15 protein-coding genes and 1 pseudogene are annotated in these 15,662 nt (G+C 62.3%); 13 read left to right on the forward strand and 3 right to left on the reverse strand.

Annotation, left to right across the window (positions count from 1 at the left end):
- Positions 1 to 17 precede the first annotated feature (17 nt).
- The 8 genes from A5706_RS00325 to A5706_RS32755 all read left to right on the forward strand — a co-directional run bounded on the left by A5706_RS00325 (position 18) and on the right by A5706_RS32755 (position 8,248).
- A complete protein-coding gene (locus tag A5706_RS00325) occupies positions 18 to 1,049 on the forward strand; it encodes an MCE family protein (protein ID WP_068125925.1) in 1,032 nt (343 codons plus the stop codon).
- Positions 1,046 to 2,452: an MCE family protein gene (locus A5706_RS00330; RefSeq protein ID WP_068125948.1), complete on the forward strand. Its 1,407-nt coding sequence runs from the start codon at positions 1,046 to 1,048 to the stop codon at positions 2,450 to 2,452. The genes A5706_RS00325 and A5706_RS00330 overlap by 4 nt, the downstream gene beginning before the upstream one ends.
- 20 nt (positions 2,453 to 2,472) lie before the next feature.
- Positions 2,473 to 3,864: an MCE family protein gene (locus tag A5706_RS00335; RefSeq protein ID WP_255406283.1), complete on the forward strand. Its 1,392-nt coding sequence runs from the start codon at positions 2,473 to 2,475 to the stop codon at positions 3,862 to 3,864.
- Complete coding sequence (locus A5706_RS00340; RefSeq protein ID WP_068125926.1) at positions 3,861 to 5,009, forward strand: MCE family protein; 1,149 nt, start codon at positions 3,861 to 3,863, stop codon at positions 5,007 to 5,009. Before A5706_RS00335 ends, A5706_RS00340 begins: the two co-directional genes overlap by 4 nt.
- 1 nt (position 5,010) lies before the next feature.
- Complete coding sequence (locus A5706_RS00345) at positions 5,011 to 6,474, forward strand: MCE family protein (RefSeq protein ID WP_068125927.1); 1,464 nt, start codon at positions 5,011 to 5,013, stop codon at positions 6,472 to 6,474.
- Positions 6,438 to 7,133, forward strand: a complete 696-nt coding sequence (locus tag A5706_RS00350; protein ID WP_082964090.1) for a hypothetical protein — start codon at positions 6,438 to 6,440, stop codon at positions 7,131 to 7,133. The genes A5706_RS00345 and A5706_RS00350 overlap by 37 nt, the downstream gene beginning before the upstream one ends.
- A gap of 62 nt (positions 7,134 to 7,195) precedes the next feature.
- Positions 7,196 to 7,885: a hypothetical protein gene (locus A5706_RS00355; protein ID WP_156766872.1), complete on the forward strand. Its 690-nt coding sequence runs from the start codon at positions 7,196 to 7,198 to the stop codon at positions 7,883 to 7,885.
- 141 nt (positions 7,886 to 8,026) lie between these two features.
- Positions 8,027 to 8,248 (forward strand): hypothetical protein, encoded by a 222-nt coding sequence (locus A5706_RS32755; protein WP_156766873.1) that lies wholly within the window; start codon positions 8,027 to 8,029, stop codon positions 8,246 to 8,248.
- A 147-nt stretch (positions 8,249 to 8,395) separates the two neighbouring features.
- Here the strand turns inward: A5706_RS32755 and A5706_RS00365 are convergent, their stop codons facing one another.
- The gene (locus A5706_RS00365) at positions 8,396 to 9,358 is read right to left on the reverse strand and encodes an AraC family transcriptional regulator (protein WP_068125931.1); all 963 of its coding nucleotides are present in this window, start codon (positions 9,356 to 9,358) and stop codon (positions 8,396 to 8,398) included.
- A 615-nt stretch (positions 9,359 to 9,973) separates the two neighbouring features.
- On the opposite strand from A5706_RS00365, the gene A5706_RS31870 reads away from it, so the two are divergent.
- Both A5706_RS31870 and A5706_RS00375 read left to right on the forward strand, forming a co-directional pair.
- Entirely contained in the window at positions 9,974 to 10,414 is a 441-nt protein-coding gene (locus A5706_RS31870; RefSeq protein ID WP_156766874.1) for a lipoprotein LpqH, read from the forward strand.
- Between the two features lie 64 nt (positions 10,415 to 10,478).
- On the forward strand, positions 10,479 to 11,342 hold the full coding sequence (locus tag A5706_RS00375) for an alpha/beta hydrolase-fold protein (RefSeq protein WP_369831773.1): 864 nt from the start codon (positions 10,479 to 10,481) through the stop codon (positions 11,340 to 11,342).
- A gap of 203 nt (positions 11,343 to 11,545) precedes the next feature.
- Here A5706_RS00375 and A5706_RS35105 read toward each other — a convergent pair.
- Positions 11,546 to 11,656: pseudogene (locus tag A5706_RS35105) on the reverse strand (CAP domain-containing protein); the annotation flags it as partial.
- Between the two features lie 670 nt (positions 11,657 to 12,326).
- Here A5706_RS35105 and A5706_RS00380 point away from each other — a divergent pair.
- Positions 12,327 to 12,680, forward strand: coding sequence for a DUF732 domain-containing protein (locus tag A5706_RS00380; RefSeq protein WP_231984900.1), 354 nt, complete (start codon positions 12,327 to 12,329; stop codon positions 12,678 to 12,680).
- A gap of 266 nt (positions 12,681 to 12,946) precedes the next feature.
- On the opposite strand, the gene A5706_RS00385 is transcribed toward A5706_RS00380, so the two are convergent.
- A complete protein-coding gene (locus A5706_RS00385) occupies positions 12,947 to 13,729 on the reverse strand; it encodes an SDR family oxidoreductase (protein WP_068125935.1) in 783 nt (260 codons plus the stop codon).
- A 705-nt stretch (positions 13,730 to 14,434) separates the two neighbouring features.
- On the opposite strand from A5706_RS00385, the gene A5706_RS00390 reads away from it, so the two are divergent.
- Positions 14,435 to 15,157: a FadR/GntR family transcriptional regulator gene (locus tag A5706_RS00390; RefSeq protein WP_255406284.1), complete on the forward strand. Its 723-nt coding sequence runs from the start codon at positions 14,435 to 14,437 to the stop codon at positions 15,155 to 15,157.
- A 325-nt stretch (positions 15,158 to 15,482) separates the two neighbouring features.
- Positions 15,483 to 15,662: helix-turn-helix domain-containing protein (locus tag A5706_RS31875; RefSeq protein WP_231984904.1), on the forward strand; the 180-nt coding region annotated here is incomplete at its 3' end.

A 15,662-nucleotide genomic window follows, 5' to 3' on the forward strand; every position in this document is an offset into this window, starting at 1 on the left:
GAACGAGAAAGGCGGATATGCGACAACACTTGACCGGCACGCTCTGGCGCCTCGCCATTTATGCAGTCGTATGCGGCTTCTTCGTCGTCGGGGTTTTCGCGGTCTTCGGCCAGCTTCGGTTTGGTCAGAAGGAGAAGACCTACAACGCGATCTTCACCACCGTGTCGGGCCTCAAGAGCGGCAATTTTGTCCGCATCGCCGGCGTCGAAGTCGGCAAGGTGCAGGACATCACGATCAACGACGACGGCACTGTCCGCGTGGCCTTCGGCGTCCGTGACACCGTGGCGCTGACCGAGGGCAGTCGTGTCGATATCCGTTATCAGGACTTGATCGGCAATCGGTACTTGGCGTTGGGGGAGGGCCCCGGGGGGTTGCGTCGGCTTAAGCCCGGCGACACGATTCCCATCGACCGCACTGCGCCCGCGCTGGATCTCGACGCGCTTGTCGGTGGGTTCCGTCCGCTGTTTCGCGCGTTACAACCTGAGCAAGTGAACGCGCTGACCGGCCAGCTCATCAGCGCCTTCCAGGGTGAGGGCGCCAACATCAACGCTTTCCTCGACCAGGCCGCCGCCTTGACCGGTACCCTGGCCGACCGCGACCAGCTCATCGGCCAAGTCGTCGGCAATCTCAATACCGTGCTCGGGTCGCTCGGGGGCCAAAGCAAGCAGTTCGCCCAAGCGATTGACTCCCTTTCGGCTCTGGTCGACGGATTGGAAGCCCGAAAGCAGGACGTCACCAACGGCCTGGCTTACAGCAATGCCGCCGCCGGTTCGATCGCCAATCTGCTCGCCGAGGCCCGGCAGCCGCTGAAACAGGTCGTCGCTCAGACCGACCGCACCGCGGGACTGGTCGTGGCCGACCACGACTTCGTCGACAATCTGCTGGCCACCCTGCCCGACGCCTACAAGATTTTGGGCCGACTCGGGCTTTACGGGGACTACTTCAGTTTCTACCTCTGTGACTTGATCTTGAAAGTAAACGGTAAGGGGGGCCAACCGGTCTACATCAAACTCGCCGGACAGAAGTCCGGGAGGTGCGCGCCCCGATGAAGCCCTTCTTTGACCGCAACCGGTTTGTGATCGGGTCGGTCGGTATCGGCGTGACGCTCGCGTTGATGCTCGCTGCGCTGAACTACCAGAAGCTGCCCCTCTTCGACTCCGGCACGACCTATTCCGCTTATTTCACGCAAGCGGGCGGCCTGTCCAGCGAGAGCAAGGTACGTGTGTCGGGGTTCCAGGCGGGCACGGTCGAAAGTGTCACCCTCGACGGTCCGAGGGTGTTGGTCACTTTCAAGATCGACCACCACATCCGGCTGGGTAACCGCGCGGAAGCGGCGATCAAGACAGCGACTCTGCTGGGCAACAAAGTCCTCGAGATCACCCCTCGCGGCGACGGTCAGCTCACGCAGACCATTCCGTTGGAACGCACCACCTCTCCGTACCAGCTACCCGAAGCTCTGGGGGATCTCTCCAAAACCATCAGCGGCCTGAACACCGACCAGCTGTCGACCTCGTTGGCAGTGTTGTCGGACACCTTCGCCAACACCGCACCTGAGCTGCGGGCAGCCGTCGCGGGCGTGGGTCGGTTCTCCCAGACTCTCGACGCCCGCGACGAGCAACTGCGGACCTTGCTCGAGAACGCGAAGAAAGCGACGGCGGTCCTGGCCGAACGCAGCCAAAAAGTGGTCGACCTCGTCGTCAACACCAACAACTTGCTTGCGGAACTGCGTACGCAGAGTGGGGCGCTCGACCAGATTTCCCATAATTTGTCCGCGCTGGCGCAGCAGGTCAAGGGCTTCATCGAGGAGAACCGTCAACCGCTCAAGCCCGCTCTGGACAAACTCAACGGGGTGCTGGCGATCCTTGATCACCGCAAAAAGGAGATCCAGGAATCCATCAAGGGCCTCAACAACTACGCGTTGTCACTAGGCGAATCGGTTGCGTCGGGGCCGTTCTACAATGCCTACCTCGCCAACCTGCTCCCCGGCCAATTCATCCAGCCGTTTATTGATGCGGCGTTTAAAGACCTCGGGTTGGATCCGGCCACCCTGGCACCCACCGAGCGCGCCGACCCCCCCACCGGCCAGCCGGCGACACCGCCGCTGCCCTTGCCCTACCCCAGGACCGGTCAAGATGGGCCGCCGAGACGCAATCTGCCCGATGCCATCACGGGCAACCCGGGTGACCAGCCGTGCGGCCCGCCCGGCGTGCCGTTGCCTGGACCCGGCTGCTATCCGTACCGCAACCCGGCGCCCGCGCCGCCGCCCGGCGGTCCGCCTCCCGGGCCTCCCGCAGTCGCACCGCCGGGGGAGCAGTTTGTCGCGCCGCCCACAACGCCGCCGCTGCAGCCGGCACCCGGCGAGGTGCAGGCGCCCCAGCAGCCCGGACAAAGCGGGCCAGGGCCTGTCTCCCCGCCCACGGGACGCTCGCCCGCCGAAGGAGGAGCGCGGTGAGGTCTAGGAAGGCAAGGACGGTGCTGGCGGCGGCGCTCGCGGTAACCCTTGTCGGCGGGGCTGTGGCGGTGATGCGCGGCGCCGACGCGAGAACCGCGCGAATTGACGTGGTGGCGTATTTCGCGAACAGCAATGGCATCTACCAGGGCGACAACGTGGTCATCCTCGGCGTACCGGTCGGTAAAATCGAGAAGATCGAGCCGCAGCCGACGCGGGTGAAGGTCTCGTTCTGGTTTAACAAGAAGTATCAGGTGCCCGCCGATGCCAAAGCGGTGATTTTGTCCCCGAACCTGGTGACCGCCCGCGCCATCGAGCTGACACCGGCCTATACCGGCGGCCCGCAGCTGTCCGATGACACGATTATTCCGCAGGACCGCACGGCGGTGCCCGTCGAGTTCGATGATCTGCGCCAGCAACTGCAACGCCTGACGCAGACGCTGCAACCGTCTCAGCCGGGGGGCACCAGCACCCTCGGTGCGTTTATCAACACCGCTGCCAACAATCTCCGCGGGCAGGGCGCCGACATCCGTCAGACCGTGATCAGGCTCGCCCAGGCCATCAGTGCGCTAGGCGACCACAGCGGCGATCTGTTCGGCACCCTGCAAGATCTCGCCACTTTGGTGTCGGCGCTGCAGGACAGCTCAGGTGCCATGGCTGACCTGAACCGTAACCTGGCTGCGGTAACCAATCTGTTGGCCAACGATCCCAATGAGGTCGCTCGCGCGGTGCGCGATCTCAACGACGTCGCGGGCGACGTTCAGAATTTCGTCGCCGACAACCGCGAATCCTTGGGCACCACCTCGGACAAGCTGGCCGCGGTGTCGTCTGCGGTGGTGGAAAGCCTCGCCGATATCAAACAGACGCTGCATGTCGCTCCGACGGCGTTTCAGAACTTCGTCAACATCTACCAGCCCGCCCAAGGCGGGCTGACGGGGGCGCTGGCGCTGACCAACTTCGCGAACCCCATCCAGTTCTTGTGCGGCTCGCTGCAGGCGGCGTCACGAATGAACGCCGAACAATCAGCGAAGCTGTGCGTGCAGTACTTGGCGCCCATCATCAAAAACCGGCAATACAACTTCTTGCCGCTCGGGATGAACCCGTTCGTGGGCGCGGTGGCGCACGCCAACGAGATCACCTACAGCGAAGACTGGCTGCGTCCTGACTACATCCCGCCCAATGGCGACAATGGCCAAGCTCCAGCGCCGAGTTCTCAACCTGGCCCGCCGCCGCCGGCGAATCAAATCTTTAATGCCTACGGTGCCGGCGCGAATCCGAATGATGGCCAAGCACCGTACGTGCCGGCACGACCGGACAGCCCGCTGGCGAGCGATCCGATCGTACCCACGCCGATAGCGACCAACCCGGCGCAAGGTCTGCCCGGCATGATGACCCCCCCGACGGGCGGACAATGAGATCGATATCTCTGCGGTGTGCCGCCGTGGCCATCCTCGCCGTCGTCTGCACTACATTTTCGGGATGCGGCTACCTGCGTAATTTTCAGGGCGCGAACACATTTCCCCTGCCGGGGACGCATGGTGGTGGTGCCGGTTCGTTCACGGTGCGCGCCGAGATGCGTGACGTCGAGAATCTGGAACGGAACTCGCGCGTTCGCGTCAAGGATGTCACCGTCGGCAATGTCACCGATATCGAATTGCAGGGGTGGCATGCGCTGGTCACGATGAGCCTCGACCCTGACGTCGATCTGCCCGCCAATGCGACCGCCAAGCTCGGTCAGACAAGCTTGCTGGGTTCGGTCCACATCGAACTCGCGCCGCCCGCAAACGTCCCCCCCGAGGGAAAGCTCAGAGATGGATCGGTGATTCAGCTGTCGTCTAGCGCGGCGTATCCGTCGACCGAGAAAACGCTCAGCGCCGTTTCCCTGTTGCTCAACGGTGGCGGACTCGGTCAGGTCCAAGACATCACCGCCGCGCTGAGCACCGCCTTTAGCGGCCGAGATCAGGATCTTCGGCAGTTGATTGAGCAGCTTGACACCTTCGTCGGATACCTCAACGACCAGAAGGACGACATCATCGCGGCGACGGACAGTCTGAACAATCTGGTCGCACAGTTCGCCGACCAGAGGCCGGTACTCGATAAGGCACTGCAAACAATTCCCAGGGCGCTGACTGTCCTCAAAGATGAGCGCCAGAACCTGACCGAGGCGCTGGACAAAGTGGGCAAGTTCGGTGCCCTGGCGGCGGACTCGGTCAACCGCACCAAAGAAAACGTGGTGAAAGAACTCAACGATCTAGGGCCGGTGCTCAAGTCGTTGGCGGACGCGGGACCCGCACTGACCCGATCGCTGGATTACTTCGCGACGTTCCCCTGGCCTAAGAACACGCTGTCGAAATGGGTGCGTGGCGATTTCGCGAACCTGACCGGCATCTTCGACCTGACCCTGAGTCGTCTCGATGCGGGACTGTTCACGGGTACTCGGTGGGAGGGCCAGTTGACGGAATTGGAACTGCAGTGGGGCCGCACGCTCGGCCAGATGCCCAGCCCGTACACCGCGCGCAATCCGCTCGTCGCGCCGTACCACTTCGATCAAGGGCCCTGAGATGCGTTTGACGCGGACGATCAAGCTCCAGCTGGCGGTGTTCGCCGTCATCGCTGTGGCGTCGGTGACCGTCATGTTTTTCGGCTATATGCAGATCCCGACAGCGTTCTTCGACCTGCACCGCTACACCGTGACCCTGCAACTGCCCGCGGCGGGGGGCCTCTACCCCGGCGGCAATGTCACCTACAACGGCGTCGAGGTCGGACGCGTCGACGCCGTTCGTCTGCGAGCGAACGGCGCCGAAGCGGTCCTCAAACTTGATACCGCCTTCAAGATCCCGGCCGATCTCAAGGCCTCGGTGCACAGCGTGTCGGCGATCGGCGAACAGTACGTGCAGCTATCCCCACAAAGCGGGGCGGGTCCTTCCCTCAAAAACGGCGACGTGATTCCCCAGGATCGGACCGAGGTCCAGCCGGACATCAACGGCTTGCTCGAGGCCGCCAACCGCGGGCTGAAGGCGATTCCCGGCGACAACCTCCAAACAGTGGTGGACGAGTCATACACCGCGTTCGCCGGGCTTGGGCCGGACCTGTCGCGGTTGGTGACTGGATCAACCAATTTGGCGCGCGACGCTCGCAGAACGTTGGACTCGCAGATCGCGCTGATCGAAGGCGCCCAGCCCATATTGGGGAGCCAGACCCGCACCTCTGATTCCATCCGAGCGTGGGCCACCAACCTGGCCAGCATCAGCTCGCAGCTCCACGACAAGGACGCCGCGGTACGGGGCATCTTGGATAAAGGTCCCGGAGCGGCCGCTGAGGTGCGTGGACTTTTCGACCGGTTACAACCGACACTGCCGATCTTTTTGTCCAACTTGGTCAGCGTTGACCAGGTCGCGGTCACCTACCGGCCCGACCTCGAGGCGGTCCTCGTCCTGCTGCCGCGCGGGGTTGAGATATTCCAGGGCCCTCTGACGCCGAACCGCTTCACCAAGAGACCGGGCGCGTTCCTGGCGTTCAACCTGAACTTGAATATTCCTAAGCCGTGCACCACGGGCTTCCTGCCATCCAGCCAGATCCGTACGCCGGTCTCCCAGGACTTCCCCGACCGTCCTAACGGCGATCTCTACTGCCGGATCCCGCAGGACGCGCCAACCGATGTCCGCGGCGCGCGGAACTATCCGTGTGAGACCAAGCCCGGCAAGCGCGCCCCGACGGCCGCGATGTGTGAAAGTGACGAAGAATATGTGCCGCTAAACGACGGGTGGAACTGGAAGGGCGACCCGAACGCAACAACGACCGGACAAGACATCCCCCAGCCGCGCCCGGCGGCCAAACCGTCCGGGGCCGCGCCGCCATCACCCGCGGCGCCGCCGCTTCCGCCCATCGCCGCGGCGCAGTACGATCCAGCAACAGGCGACTACGTCGGTCCCGACGGGAAGATCTATACCCAAAGGGATCTCGCGCGCGGTGCCGTAAAGGAGAAAACGTGGCAGGACATGTTGATGCCGCCGAACGAGCAGTGACGCAATCAGAACCGGATTGCACCGAGGACGTCCCTCTGGGTGGCTCCGGCGACCCCGGCGAGGCCATCGTCGAAGCTACGGGTGAGACGATCCATCACCCGGGCGGCGACAGTACCGAAGACAACGCTGAGGGCGAAACGGACCCGGCGACGGTTGCGCCGCGCGCGAGACGATCGCTTTCACGTGTGCAGCAGGCGGTGCTGATCGGCATAGCGACGGTCGTCACGCTGGCCGCGGCGGCCGGCTGGTTCGGTTTCCGGATCTATCAGTTGCACCAAGCCGACGAGCAGCGGGAACTGTTCGTTCAAGTGGCGCGACAAGGCGCTGTGAATCTCACAACGATCGATTGGCAGCACGTGGACACCGATGTCAAGCGCATCGTGGACTCAGCGACGGGTACCTTCCAAGAAGACTTTGCCGCCCGCTCGAAGCCATTCATCGATGTGGTCAAGAAGGTGCAGTCGAAGTCGGTCGGCACGGTCATCGGTGCCGGGCTGGAATCGATGTCTGGCAATGACGCTCAGGTGATGGTGGCGATGTCAGTGAAGACCACGATGGTCAATCAGCCAGAGCAACAACCACATTCATGGCGAATGCGCGTTTCTGTGCATAAGGATGGCGATGAGGTCAAAGTTTCTGACGTCAAGTTCGTGCCCTGATGCGGCATCGAGCACTCGAATCGAATGACCTCCGCTAAGGCTTCGAAAGGATTTCTGTTCAAATGTTTTCCAGAAGCCGACGCACCGGCAATGACTCGAACGAGGCGGTGACAGGCGCCGGCTCCGACAAAGCATCTCGGGAGGCCGATCCGCAGAAGGCGGCCACCACCACGGTTGAGTCGGTGGAGGATTCGCAAGAACCTACCGACGAGGCGGGCAACGCCGACCTGGCGACGGCGGGTAGGGGGCTGGGCGCGCGCGAACGCAAGAAGCGCTGGGCACCAATCGCCGCCTTTTGGATGCTACCTACTTTGGCGCTGGTGTTGGCGCTCGTTACGGCTTTCCTGAAATGGCAGGAGGCAGTCATGCACGAAAGTGCCGCCGCCAGAGCCGAATCCATAGAAGCAGCCAAGGGCACCGTTGTCGCCTTGCTGTCTTATAAACCCGAGACCGTTGACAAGGATCTGGCCGCGGCGGCCCCCCGCCTGACCGGATCATTCCGGCGGCAGTATGAGGATCTGATCAATAAAGTGGTGATCCCGGGTTCGCATCAGCAGCACATCTCAACGGTGGCGACTGTGCCGGCGGCCTCGGCGGTGTCGGCCAGCGGTGACCGCGCGGTCTTGCTCTTGTACGTCGACCAGACGACCACGGTTGGTGACAAGCCGCCCACTGACCTACAGTCCACCGTGCGCGTCACGATGAACAAGGTCAATGATCGTTGGATGATGTCCGAGTTTGACCCTGTGTAGGCGCCGCAGCACTACAGCGTGTATTCGGTCGGACCGAAGGTCTGGCATAGCTTGAACGGTTCGACGTAGATCTCAACGCAGCCAATGCCTTTCGTCACATATGTCGCGCCTGCGACGTAAGGATAATAGACGTGCACTGGCATGGAGCTCATCGTGTCCTTGCATCGACCGGCCGAACTCTCACCTTTGATCGACAGGCATATCGTCATTCCGCTGGGATTACCCTCCACGGTGCAGGGGCCAATCTGCATCCCGGCCGTGGCCATCTTGGTGTTGGACAACATCACGACGGTTGGTGGTATCGGTTGCCAGGTGCATTGCCCGCCCCCGCTGGTGTCGCCGGCATCCGACGGCGAAGCGTAGGCGTTGACGCAGGGGGTTGCATTCAACGCCACTACTGCCACTGGGAGTGCCAACCACCGAATCATTTCAACGCCCTTATCGACACAACCTGATCTACGTTCCTCGGAGCCCGCTCTACAGCCGTATTGCGCTGCCGGACAGCAGCGGTCACGCTATCGCCACGTGTCGGCGCAGGAACGCGGATGGCGACTCTCCTGTCCAGCGCCTGAACGCTCGAGTAAAAGCGCTGGGCTCAGAAAAGCCAAGTCGGCCAGCCAGTGCGGACACGGTTTCCCCTCCTTGAGCCAAGCTGTCTCGGGCGGCCTTGTGCAGCACGTCATCTCGAATAGCGCTGACCGAGGTGTTCTCCTCCTGCAGCCGACGACGCAGAGTCTGGCGGCTGATCCCCATCGCGGTAGCTATCTCGTCAGCAGAGCAGACATGGTGTCCCAAGCAACGCTCGATCATGGTGCGCACCCGAAGCGCGTGGGATGCATTGAATTCGAATTCCGACAGAAGCGTTGACGGGATATCTGTGAGGAACTGCTCGATCTCCTCTTGGCGGCGCACCACCGGTGCGGTGAGGACGTTTGTGGGAAAAGTCAACGCGTTGCACTGCATACCGAAATAGGTGGGAGCGCCGAAGATGAGATCGTGATCGGTCTCTCCGCGTGGTCGCTGATAAGTAACGTCGACACGCTCGAGGTCCACCTGCCTGCGGGTGGCCCAGTTGATGACGCGGTGGGCGACCATAAGAATTGAGTCCGCAACAAGCGATAGCGTGTCGTCGAATTCGTCGAGGCGCAGCGACAGCGTGGTTCGACCGCCCGCTGAGCACACAACCGGGGCGGGCAACCCGGCGAATAGCGGCGCGAATTGCTCGAGTCGGGTCAGGGCGCTTCCCAGCGTCGGTGCGCTCGAGATTGCGAATGCCAACACTCGCACCGTGTCCCGCGACACCGGATGCGGTCCGAGGCCCAGAAACATGTCATTGGTCATCGCCCACAATTGGCGGAGGACCGCAGCGGCCATTTCCGGTGTGATCGCTGGGCAAGCCCGGTGCACAGACGCTGGGGCGATGCCGGCAGTGGACAGGACAGCCCGGATATCCCAGCGCTTGATGGCCGCCATTCGAGCGAATTCGCGAACACGGTAAGCCGGAAGTGTGTAAGCCATGACGGATCGGCCGTGTCCGTCCCCCCCTGGAACCGGCGCCTCGCGGCAGGCGACGGGTTGCCCAACTGGCGACAACCGGTGCAGGGCTAGCCGATGGGATACACCGGTTGAGACCGAGGGGCGCGTCGGCGTTCTGAGGAGGCTGGTCATCGGCGTGTCATTTCGAGCGTACGTCCTGACCGAGGCGATCCCACCGTGCCCTGGCACCGCGACACCGAGCGGGGTTTCTGCCGCTGGGACTGCGACGCACAAAACCGGCACTTTGTGTCGGCATCTGTGTTCTTCGGGAGCCAGTGCACACCGAGTCCCTCTGCTGTTCCTGCCATCGGCGCCCTCGTCGACCTCCGCTGTTCCTTCCGCGCTAACGTCGCCCCACCACATCGGGGGAATGTAGTGTGCATCACACATGTTGTCAACCATAAGATCAAGATTCTCTAGATACTTCGGTTGCAGCGTTGCAGCTCAGAGCGGCGGACGGGGTTTAACTAAAGAATCTATATCTGAGGGCTGGTGTCCGGCGGCGCGGTCACGATAGGTTCGGGGTCCAACCATTCATGAACGGTGAAGAGCATGCGCAACGGGGTGTTGGTCGCAGTCGCGGCGGCAGTCATGGCTATCGCCGGGTGCGGGTCGACGCCGGCTGCTGCACCGAAACCCCGCGGCTCATTGAACGCCGGCACGTCGCTGGTGTCGATTGATGCCGCAGCGGGTTCTGGCAGTAGTCACGTCGCCTGCAATTCGCCGGGTGGTTCGGCCACCACGATCTTTATCGGTGATCGGTCCGCTGGAGTCGAGATAGCCATCGATACCAGTAGAGGTCTGACGGCGAAATCGATTGCCATCAACAACGTTGAGGGCTTCACCGGCAGTTATCACGAGAACGTTCAGGGCGACGCGCGGGCGGGCTTAGTAGGCCAAACGTACACATTCGACGGCGTTGCTCGGGGTTTTGACGTCGATAAGCCAAGCGTGGTGACAAACCGGACATTCTCCATACGCGTGGCATGCTGATCGGCCGTGGCGTGAGCCAGGCGGACGCAACGAGGTGAGGTACGTGGTAATGCGAGCAGTGTTGATGCGGGCAGCCTTGGCGATGGTGCTGGCTGCCGGCTCGTTGACGGGCGTGACCGCGCACGCGGCGGGTGTTGAGACGTTGATGGTGCCGTCGGCTGCCATGGGCCACGAGATCCCCGTCGCTTTCCAGGGTGGTGGCCCGCATGCGGTCGTGCTACTCGATGCATTCAATGCCGCACCTGACGTCAGCAACTGGGTCACCGCCGGTAATGCGATGAGCACCTTATCGGGTAAGGGCATCGCAGTCGTCGCGCCCGCAGGCGGCGCGTGGAGCATGTATACAAATTGGGAGCACGACGGCAGCAAGCAGTGGGAGACCTTCTTGTCCCAGGAGCTCCCCGACTGGTTGGCCGCGAACAAAGGCCTCGCCCCCGGGGGTCATGCCATCGTTGGCGTAGCGCAGGGCGGCACCGCCGCATTGGCGATGGCGGAGTTTCACCCAGATCGCTACCGCTTCGCGGGGTCGCTCTCGGGCTTCCTCACTCCCTCGGCCACGGACATGAACGGTGCCATTTCGGCTGGCTTGGCCCAATTCGGCGGGGTCGATACTGGCAACATGTGGGGCGCACCTCAGTTAGGCCGTTGGAAGTGGCACGATCCCGACGTACATGTTCAGCTGTTAGCCGACAACAACACTGAAGTGTGGGTCTACAGCCCGACGACCCTGACATGTAGTGATCCGGCGGCGATGATCGGATTCTGCGATCAAGCCCAAGGCAGTAACCGCGCGTTCTATCAGGACTATCGCACCGTGCGCGGGACCAGTGGCCACTTCGATATCAGCGGTGGTGGGCAGCACGATTGGAGCAGCTGGGGGCCGCAACTATCGGCGATGTCGGGCCACCTCGCCACCACCATCAGATAGCCAGGCCGGCGCCGCGAGGAGCTAGTTGCGGGTGGCGCTAACCGTCAAGCTCACGCCATCGTGCATTTGGCACACGCACGTGTTGAGCCTGGCGGCTTGTTGCTCGTGTTGCCACGCGTACCAGGGCTTGGCTCAGTTGATACCGAGGCGATGGCCGCGCCGACGGCGACTCACGGCAGCCGCGGCCAATGTTGTTGAGTCAACTAGTCCGGTGGATAGGCCGGCGCTGGGTGGACGCCTCTGAGTGCCCAGGGCAGCCAGTTGAAGAAGTGCTCGATTTCGTCACTGGCGTCGTAATCAATGCTCGGGTCCATATGCCGCGCCTCGTTAACTCGTTTGTTGCTGTCCTATACAGAATATAGAGGTTTGGGCGCCAAATGAAAAGCCTTGTCAGAGAGCGATTCTCCGGTCGCGCTCATATCGAATACCGAACCTGGCAGCGACGCCTAGACCGTGTCGTCGATCTCGAGAAACCCGCCGGGCCCAATCATTGGCCGTAACCAGCACGCGGCCTGGATCTGCTCGAGTGAGCTCTGAGACGTCCCGGCCGGACTCCCTCGGCGCGTACAACCGGTTTGCTCGTGCGAAAACGTCGAACGCCGCGCTGGCTTCAGTCAAGCTGACCAGCCGGACTGAGGGATGATGTACCGCCGTCGTGCCGTCGGGAACCCCGGGCGGCTATAGATGTCGTCATGTCGTCACCCAGCACTCGTAGACGATCGGCACGGCGCCACGCACTCGCCTCGCAGATTCGACTCCGCATGCCAACTGGCCCAGAGTATTTCATAACTTGCCTAGTTGTCCTAAAGTGGTTTCTGCCGAACTTATACTAGGAGAAATCATACGGTGTTAAATCTTCGCTTTTGTCTCGCGGGCGAGTTGAGGCCCGGTATAGGAGGATCCCGTGGCGGACGTAGAGCGGCCAGTGGCAAGAGGATTCGCCGTGGTGAGTGGATAGGGTTTCGAGGTGGGATGGGGCGCGGCTTGCTGATCGCGTTGCTAATCAGCGGAGCGGGCGTTGCGGGAGCGGCCCAACGAGCCATGCCTCGCGCGCACGCCGCCCCAGCGCCCGAGGTGGAATACATGTATGACGTTTCCGTCAGGAGACACTACAATTTCCCGAACAACGACGCGATCGGCTACGGGCATGCGATCTGCGACAAAGTGGCTCAGGGCGAAAGCTATGCCCAAGTAATGAGTGAAGTGAAAAGTGACATCACTCCGAGTGACGAATTCGCCGCGAATTATCTCGTATCCAACGCCGTTAATCTGATGTGCCCCGAGCAAATCTGGCAGCTGCGGAACTCCGCGGCGCACTACCAGCCCCCGCCGGAGTAGTCCATTCTGGAACTTCGGCGTTCCTGACGACGCCGTTTGGCACAATGGTTGGCGTGGGCGCGGGCAGGGACCAAGGTATTCCATGACCGCCCAACCGGCGTTAGCGTTCCAAGTCGGGCCGCGCGTGCACGTCCGGGACACGGCCGATCGAGACCGGTGAGATCGCAACCCCCGTGCGTGTGCCCACGGTCGCATGAGTCCTCGCGACAACACCTTCTTCGGTGATCAATGACGCGTGGAACCCGCCGGAAATGCCGGCCCGTCGGTCACGGATTTTTGAGCAGGGTCGGTAGCCGCTTCTGCGACACCGCGCGCGACATCAGTGCGGCAAGCCTAGCTCCTTTGCCGACCAGCGCCTGAGTCTTGCCGGCGACGAGCGCATCGTATCCACCGCGGGCGACTTCGGCGGGTGAGCCCGCTTTGTGATTCTTGAACATGTTTTGCAGCATTGACTTTCCAGTGAATTCGTCGATTCCACCGGCCTGAGCGAACTTGGTCTGCGTGGCGCCCGGCGTCAAGCACGTCACCGTTACCCCGAACGGTTTGAGCTCTGCTGCCAGCGCATACGTGAAAGTGTTGACGTAGGACTTGCTGGCGCAATAGGCCGCCATGCGGGTGGAGGGGACCATGCCGGCAGTGGACCCAACGTTGAGGATGGCGCCGCCGCGTCGTTGCTTCATCTCATGGCCGAAGAGCATCGATGTCATGGTCAACGTGACGACATTCAGCTCCAGCATGTTGGCCACGCGTTCGGTGGGCAGGTCCACCGCGTCTCCGAAGCACCCAAAACCCGCATTGTTGATCAGCCAGTTGGGGAACCAGTCGTGGTCGTTACACCACCGCAAGAGTGCTTCGGCCGCATCGGGTTTCGACAGATCCATTTGCAACGTCTCCAGGCGGCTCGCCGCGAAACTGTAATCTTCGGCCAATTGGTCCAGCTCTGACTGCACGAGGCTGACCGCGAGCACGCAGGAGCCGTCCTCAATGCAAAGCTTGGTGAATTCCCTGCCGATCCCAGAACCGGCCCCCGTCACGATGACCTTCTTCATCTCATCGGTCCTTCCTCTGATGGGTCGATGCGGGACGCGGATGCGTATGCGGTGCGCGACGATCCGAACCACGCTGCGCCCCGCCCGCGACGCCGGTGCCCTGCACGCTCAGTTGTGCGTGTGATCCGCCCGGAGTCTAATACGGACGTTGATCGTCCGCAATGCTGCCTCGCTTTCGCCGCTGCGCCGTAAACTCGGTCGGACGAAGGACATCGATGAAAGCGGGGTACGGTCGGTCGATCCGGCGACTCCACGCGAGCGGGGTGGTCGAACGCTGAGGCGAACGGCGGGTGCAGCTCGGGGTTACGATTGGTAAACCGGCTACGGCAGGTGCGACGAATTTGTATGCGGGAGAGGGCTGGTCGAGCCTTCACGTTGACGACGTTGCCGGGGCGGCTGGATAGGGCGAAAACGCCATTTACCGACGTTATGCCGATGCGCAGTGGCTGCTCGTCGACGCGCTATCGGGTGAAAGCGTCGCTTCCTGGGGCCGCGCCGGCGTAATTCACTGATACGAGCGCCGCAACGAGTCCGGAGATGGTTCCGGCGACGCGTGATCGTTGAAGCGACTAAAGCTGGCGGAGCTACATTTGCTATATTGTGTGTATTCATTGACCGATGACATCGTTCTGGGAGGGACCGGGCGTGGCTGGATGGCAACGTGACGGCCTAGTCCGCGCTCATGAGCGAGTCCGGCCCATGAAAATGTCGGATCAGGTAGCCGGTCAAATCCGGCGGATGATCGCACGCGGCGAACTCGTCGACGGTGACTGGCTGCCCACCGAGGCGGAACTGATTGAGCGCTTCGGTGTGTCGCGTCCCACGCTACGGGAAGCGTTTCGGCTGCTCGAAGGTGATTCACTGGTCACCATTCGCCGCGGTCCGCCTGGCGGCGCCCGGGTCACCCTCCCCGGGCCCGATGCGGTGGCAGACCTGTTCGGCATGATCCTGATGCTGTCGGGCACCACGATCGGCGACGTCTGGGATGCGCGTCTGACCATCGAACCGGCGGCGGTGCGGCGGCTAGCGGAGTCGGCAACCAAGGACGTACTCAAACAACTCGACGTTGCGCTGGACGACGTCCGATCCGCGGTGGACGATCCCCGCGAGTTCAGCAGGGCCGGTGTGCGGTTCCACGTCAAGCTGGTAGAGCTGTCCGGGAACCATACCTTGACCGCGGTGATCGGCATGCTTTCGGAAATTATCGAGCGGGAACTGGCGAAGTCGCTAATCGAGATCGGGCCGGACAGCGACGAGGTGCGCCGCGCCGATCGGCGGGCCCTGCGCGGTTACGAGAAAATCGCCGAACTCATCCGGGCCCGAGACGGTGAGGGCGCCGAGCAGGCGTGGCGCGAACACATGAAGAGCGCGCGCCGTTATATTGCCAGGACGCAAAAGCAAGATCGCGTCATCGACCTGCTCTACTGACGGGTAGGGGCGCCCCGCAGGCGGCTCACATGAGGACGTCTCGCGCCTTGGTTTGCTCCTGCTCACTAACCGGCGCTCGGGCGGAGTTCTCCATGTGCCGGCGCCAATGTGCCATACCAGTGCATCTTCGAGGACTGCCACGACGTCGACGAGTCGTCGGTACGACTTCATCATCTGGTCCAATGGTGTGAGCTTTTCGCCTGTCGCGCGATACTCCCGGTCACATACTTTCGACGATGGTGAGGCAAACCCACCTGCTTCTAATCGTTGGATCATTTACCTGTATGTGTTGTCGAGGGTGTTGATGATCAACTATCGTCGGCACGTGACAAGGCACCGGCTACTGCCGTGGCAGCGTCGCGAACAGCTGCTTGACACCGGCGCCGCGATGTTCGCACGAGCACCCTATGAAGACGTCTCGATGGAGGACATCGCGGCGCGCGCAGGTGTGTCGAGAGCGACGCTATATCACTATTTTCCGAACAAGCGTGACTTGTATGCTCGA

Origin of the sequence: Mycobacterium sp. E796 (assembly GCF_001672815.1) — a bacterium.
GTDB lineage: Bacteria > Actinomycetota > Actinomycetes > Mycobacteriales > Mycobacteriaceae > Mycobacterium.

Bases quoted from the DNA above. Each gene is read 5' to 3' on its own strand.
- A5706_RS00325 (WP_068125925.1), top strand. From the start codon at position 18: ATGCGACAACACTTGACCGGCACGCTCTGGCGCCTCGCCATTTATGCA.
- A5706_RS00330 (WP_068125948.1), top strand. From the start codon at position 1,046: ATGAAGCCCTTCTTTGACCGCAACCGGTTTGTGATCGGGTCGGTCGGT.
- A5706_RS00340 (WP_068125926.1), top strand. From the start codon at position 3,861: ATGAGATCGATATCTCTGCGGTGTGCCGCCGTGGCCATCCTCGCCGTC.
- A5706_RS00345 (WP_068125927.1), top strand. From the start codon at position 5,011: ATGCGTTTGACGCGGACGATCAAGCTCCAGCTGGCGGTGTTCGCCGTC.
- A5706_RS00355 (WP_156766872.1), top strand. From the start codon at position 7,196: ATGTTTTCCAGAAGCCGACGCACCGGCAATGACTCGAACGAGGCGGTG.
- A5706_RS32755 (WP_156766873.1), top strand. From the start codon at position 8,027: ATGGAGCTCATCGTGTCCTTGCATCGACCGGCCGAACTCTCACCTTTG.
- A5706_RS00365 (WP_068125931.1), bottom strand. From the start codon at position 9,358: ATGGCGGCCATCAAGCGCTGGGATATCCGGGCTGTCCTGTCCACTGCC.
- A5706_RS31870 (WP_156766874.1), top strand. From the start codon at position 9,974: ATGCGCAACGGGGTGTTGGTCGCAGTCGCGGCGGCAGTCATGGCTATC.
- A5706_RS00375 (WP_369831773.1), top strand. From the start codon at position 10,479: ATGCGGGCAGCCTTGGCGATGGTGCTGGCTGCCGGCTCGTTGACGGGC.
- A5706_RS00385 (WP_068125935.1), bottom strand. From the start codon at position 13,729: ATGAAGAAGGTCATCGTGACGGGGGCCGGTTCTGGGATCGGCAGGGAA.
- A5706_RS00390 (WP_255406284.1), top strand. From the start codon at position 14,435: ATGTCGGATCAGGTAGCCGGTCAAATCCGGCGGATGATCGCACGCGGC.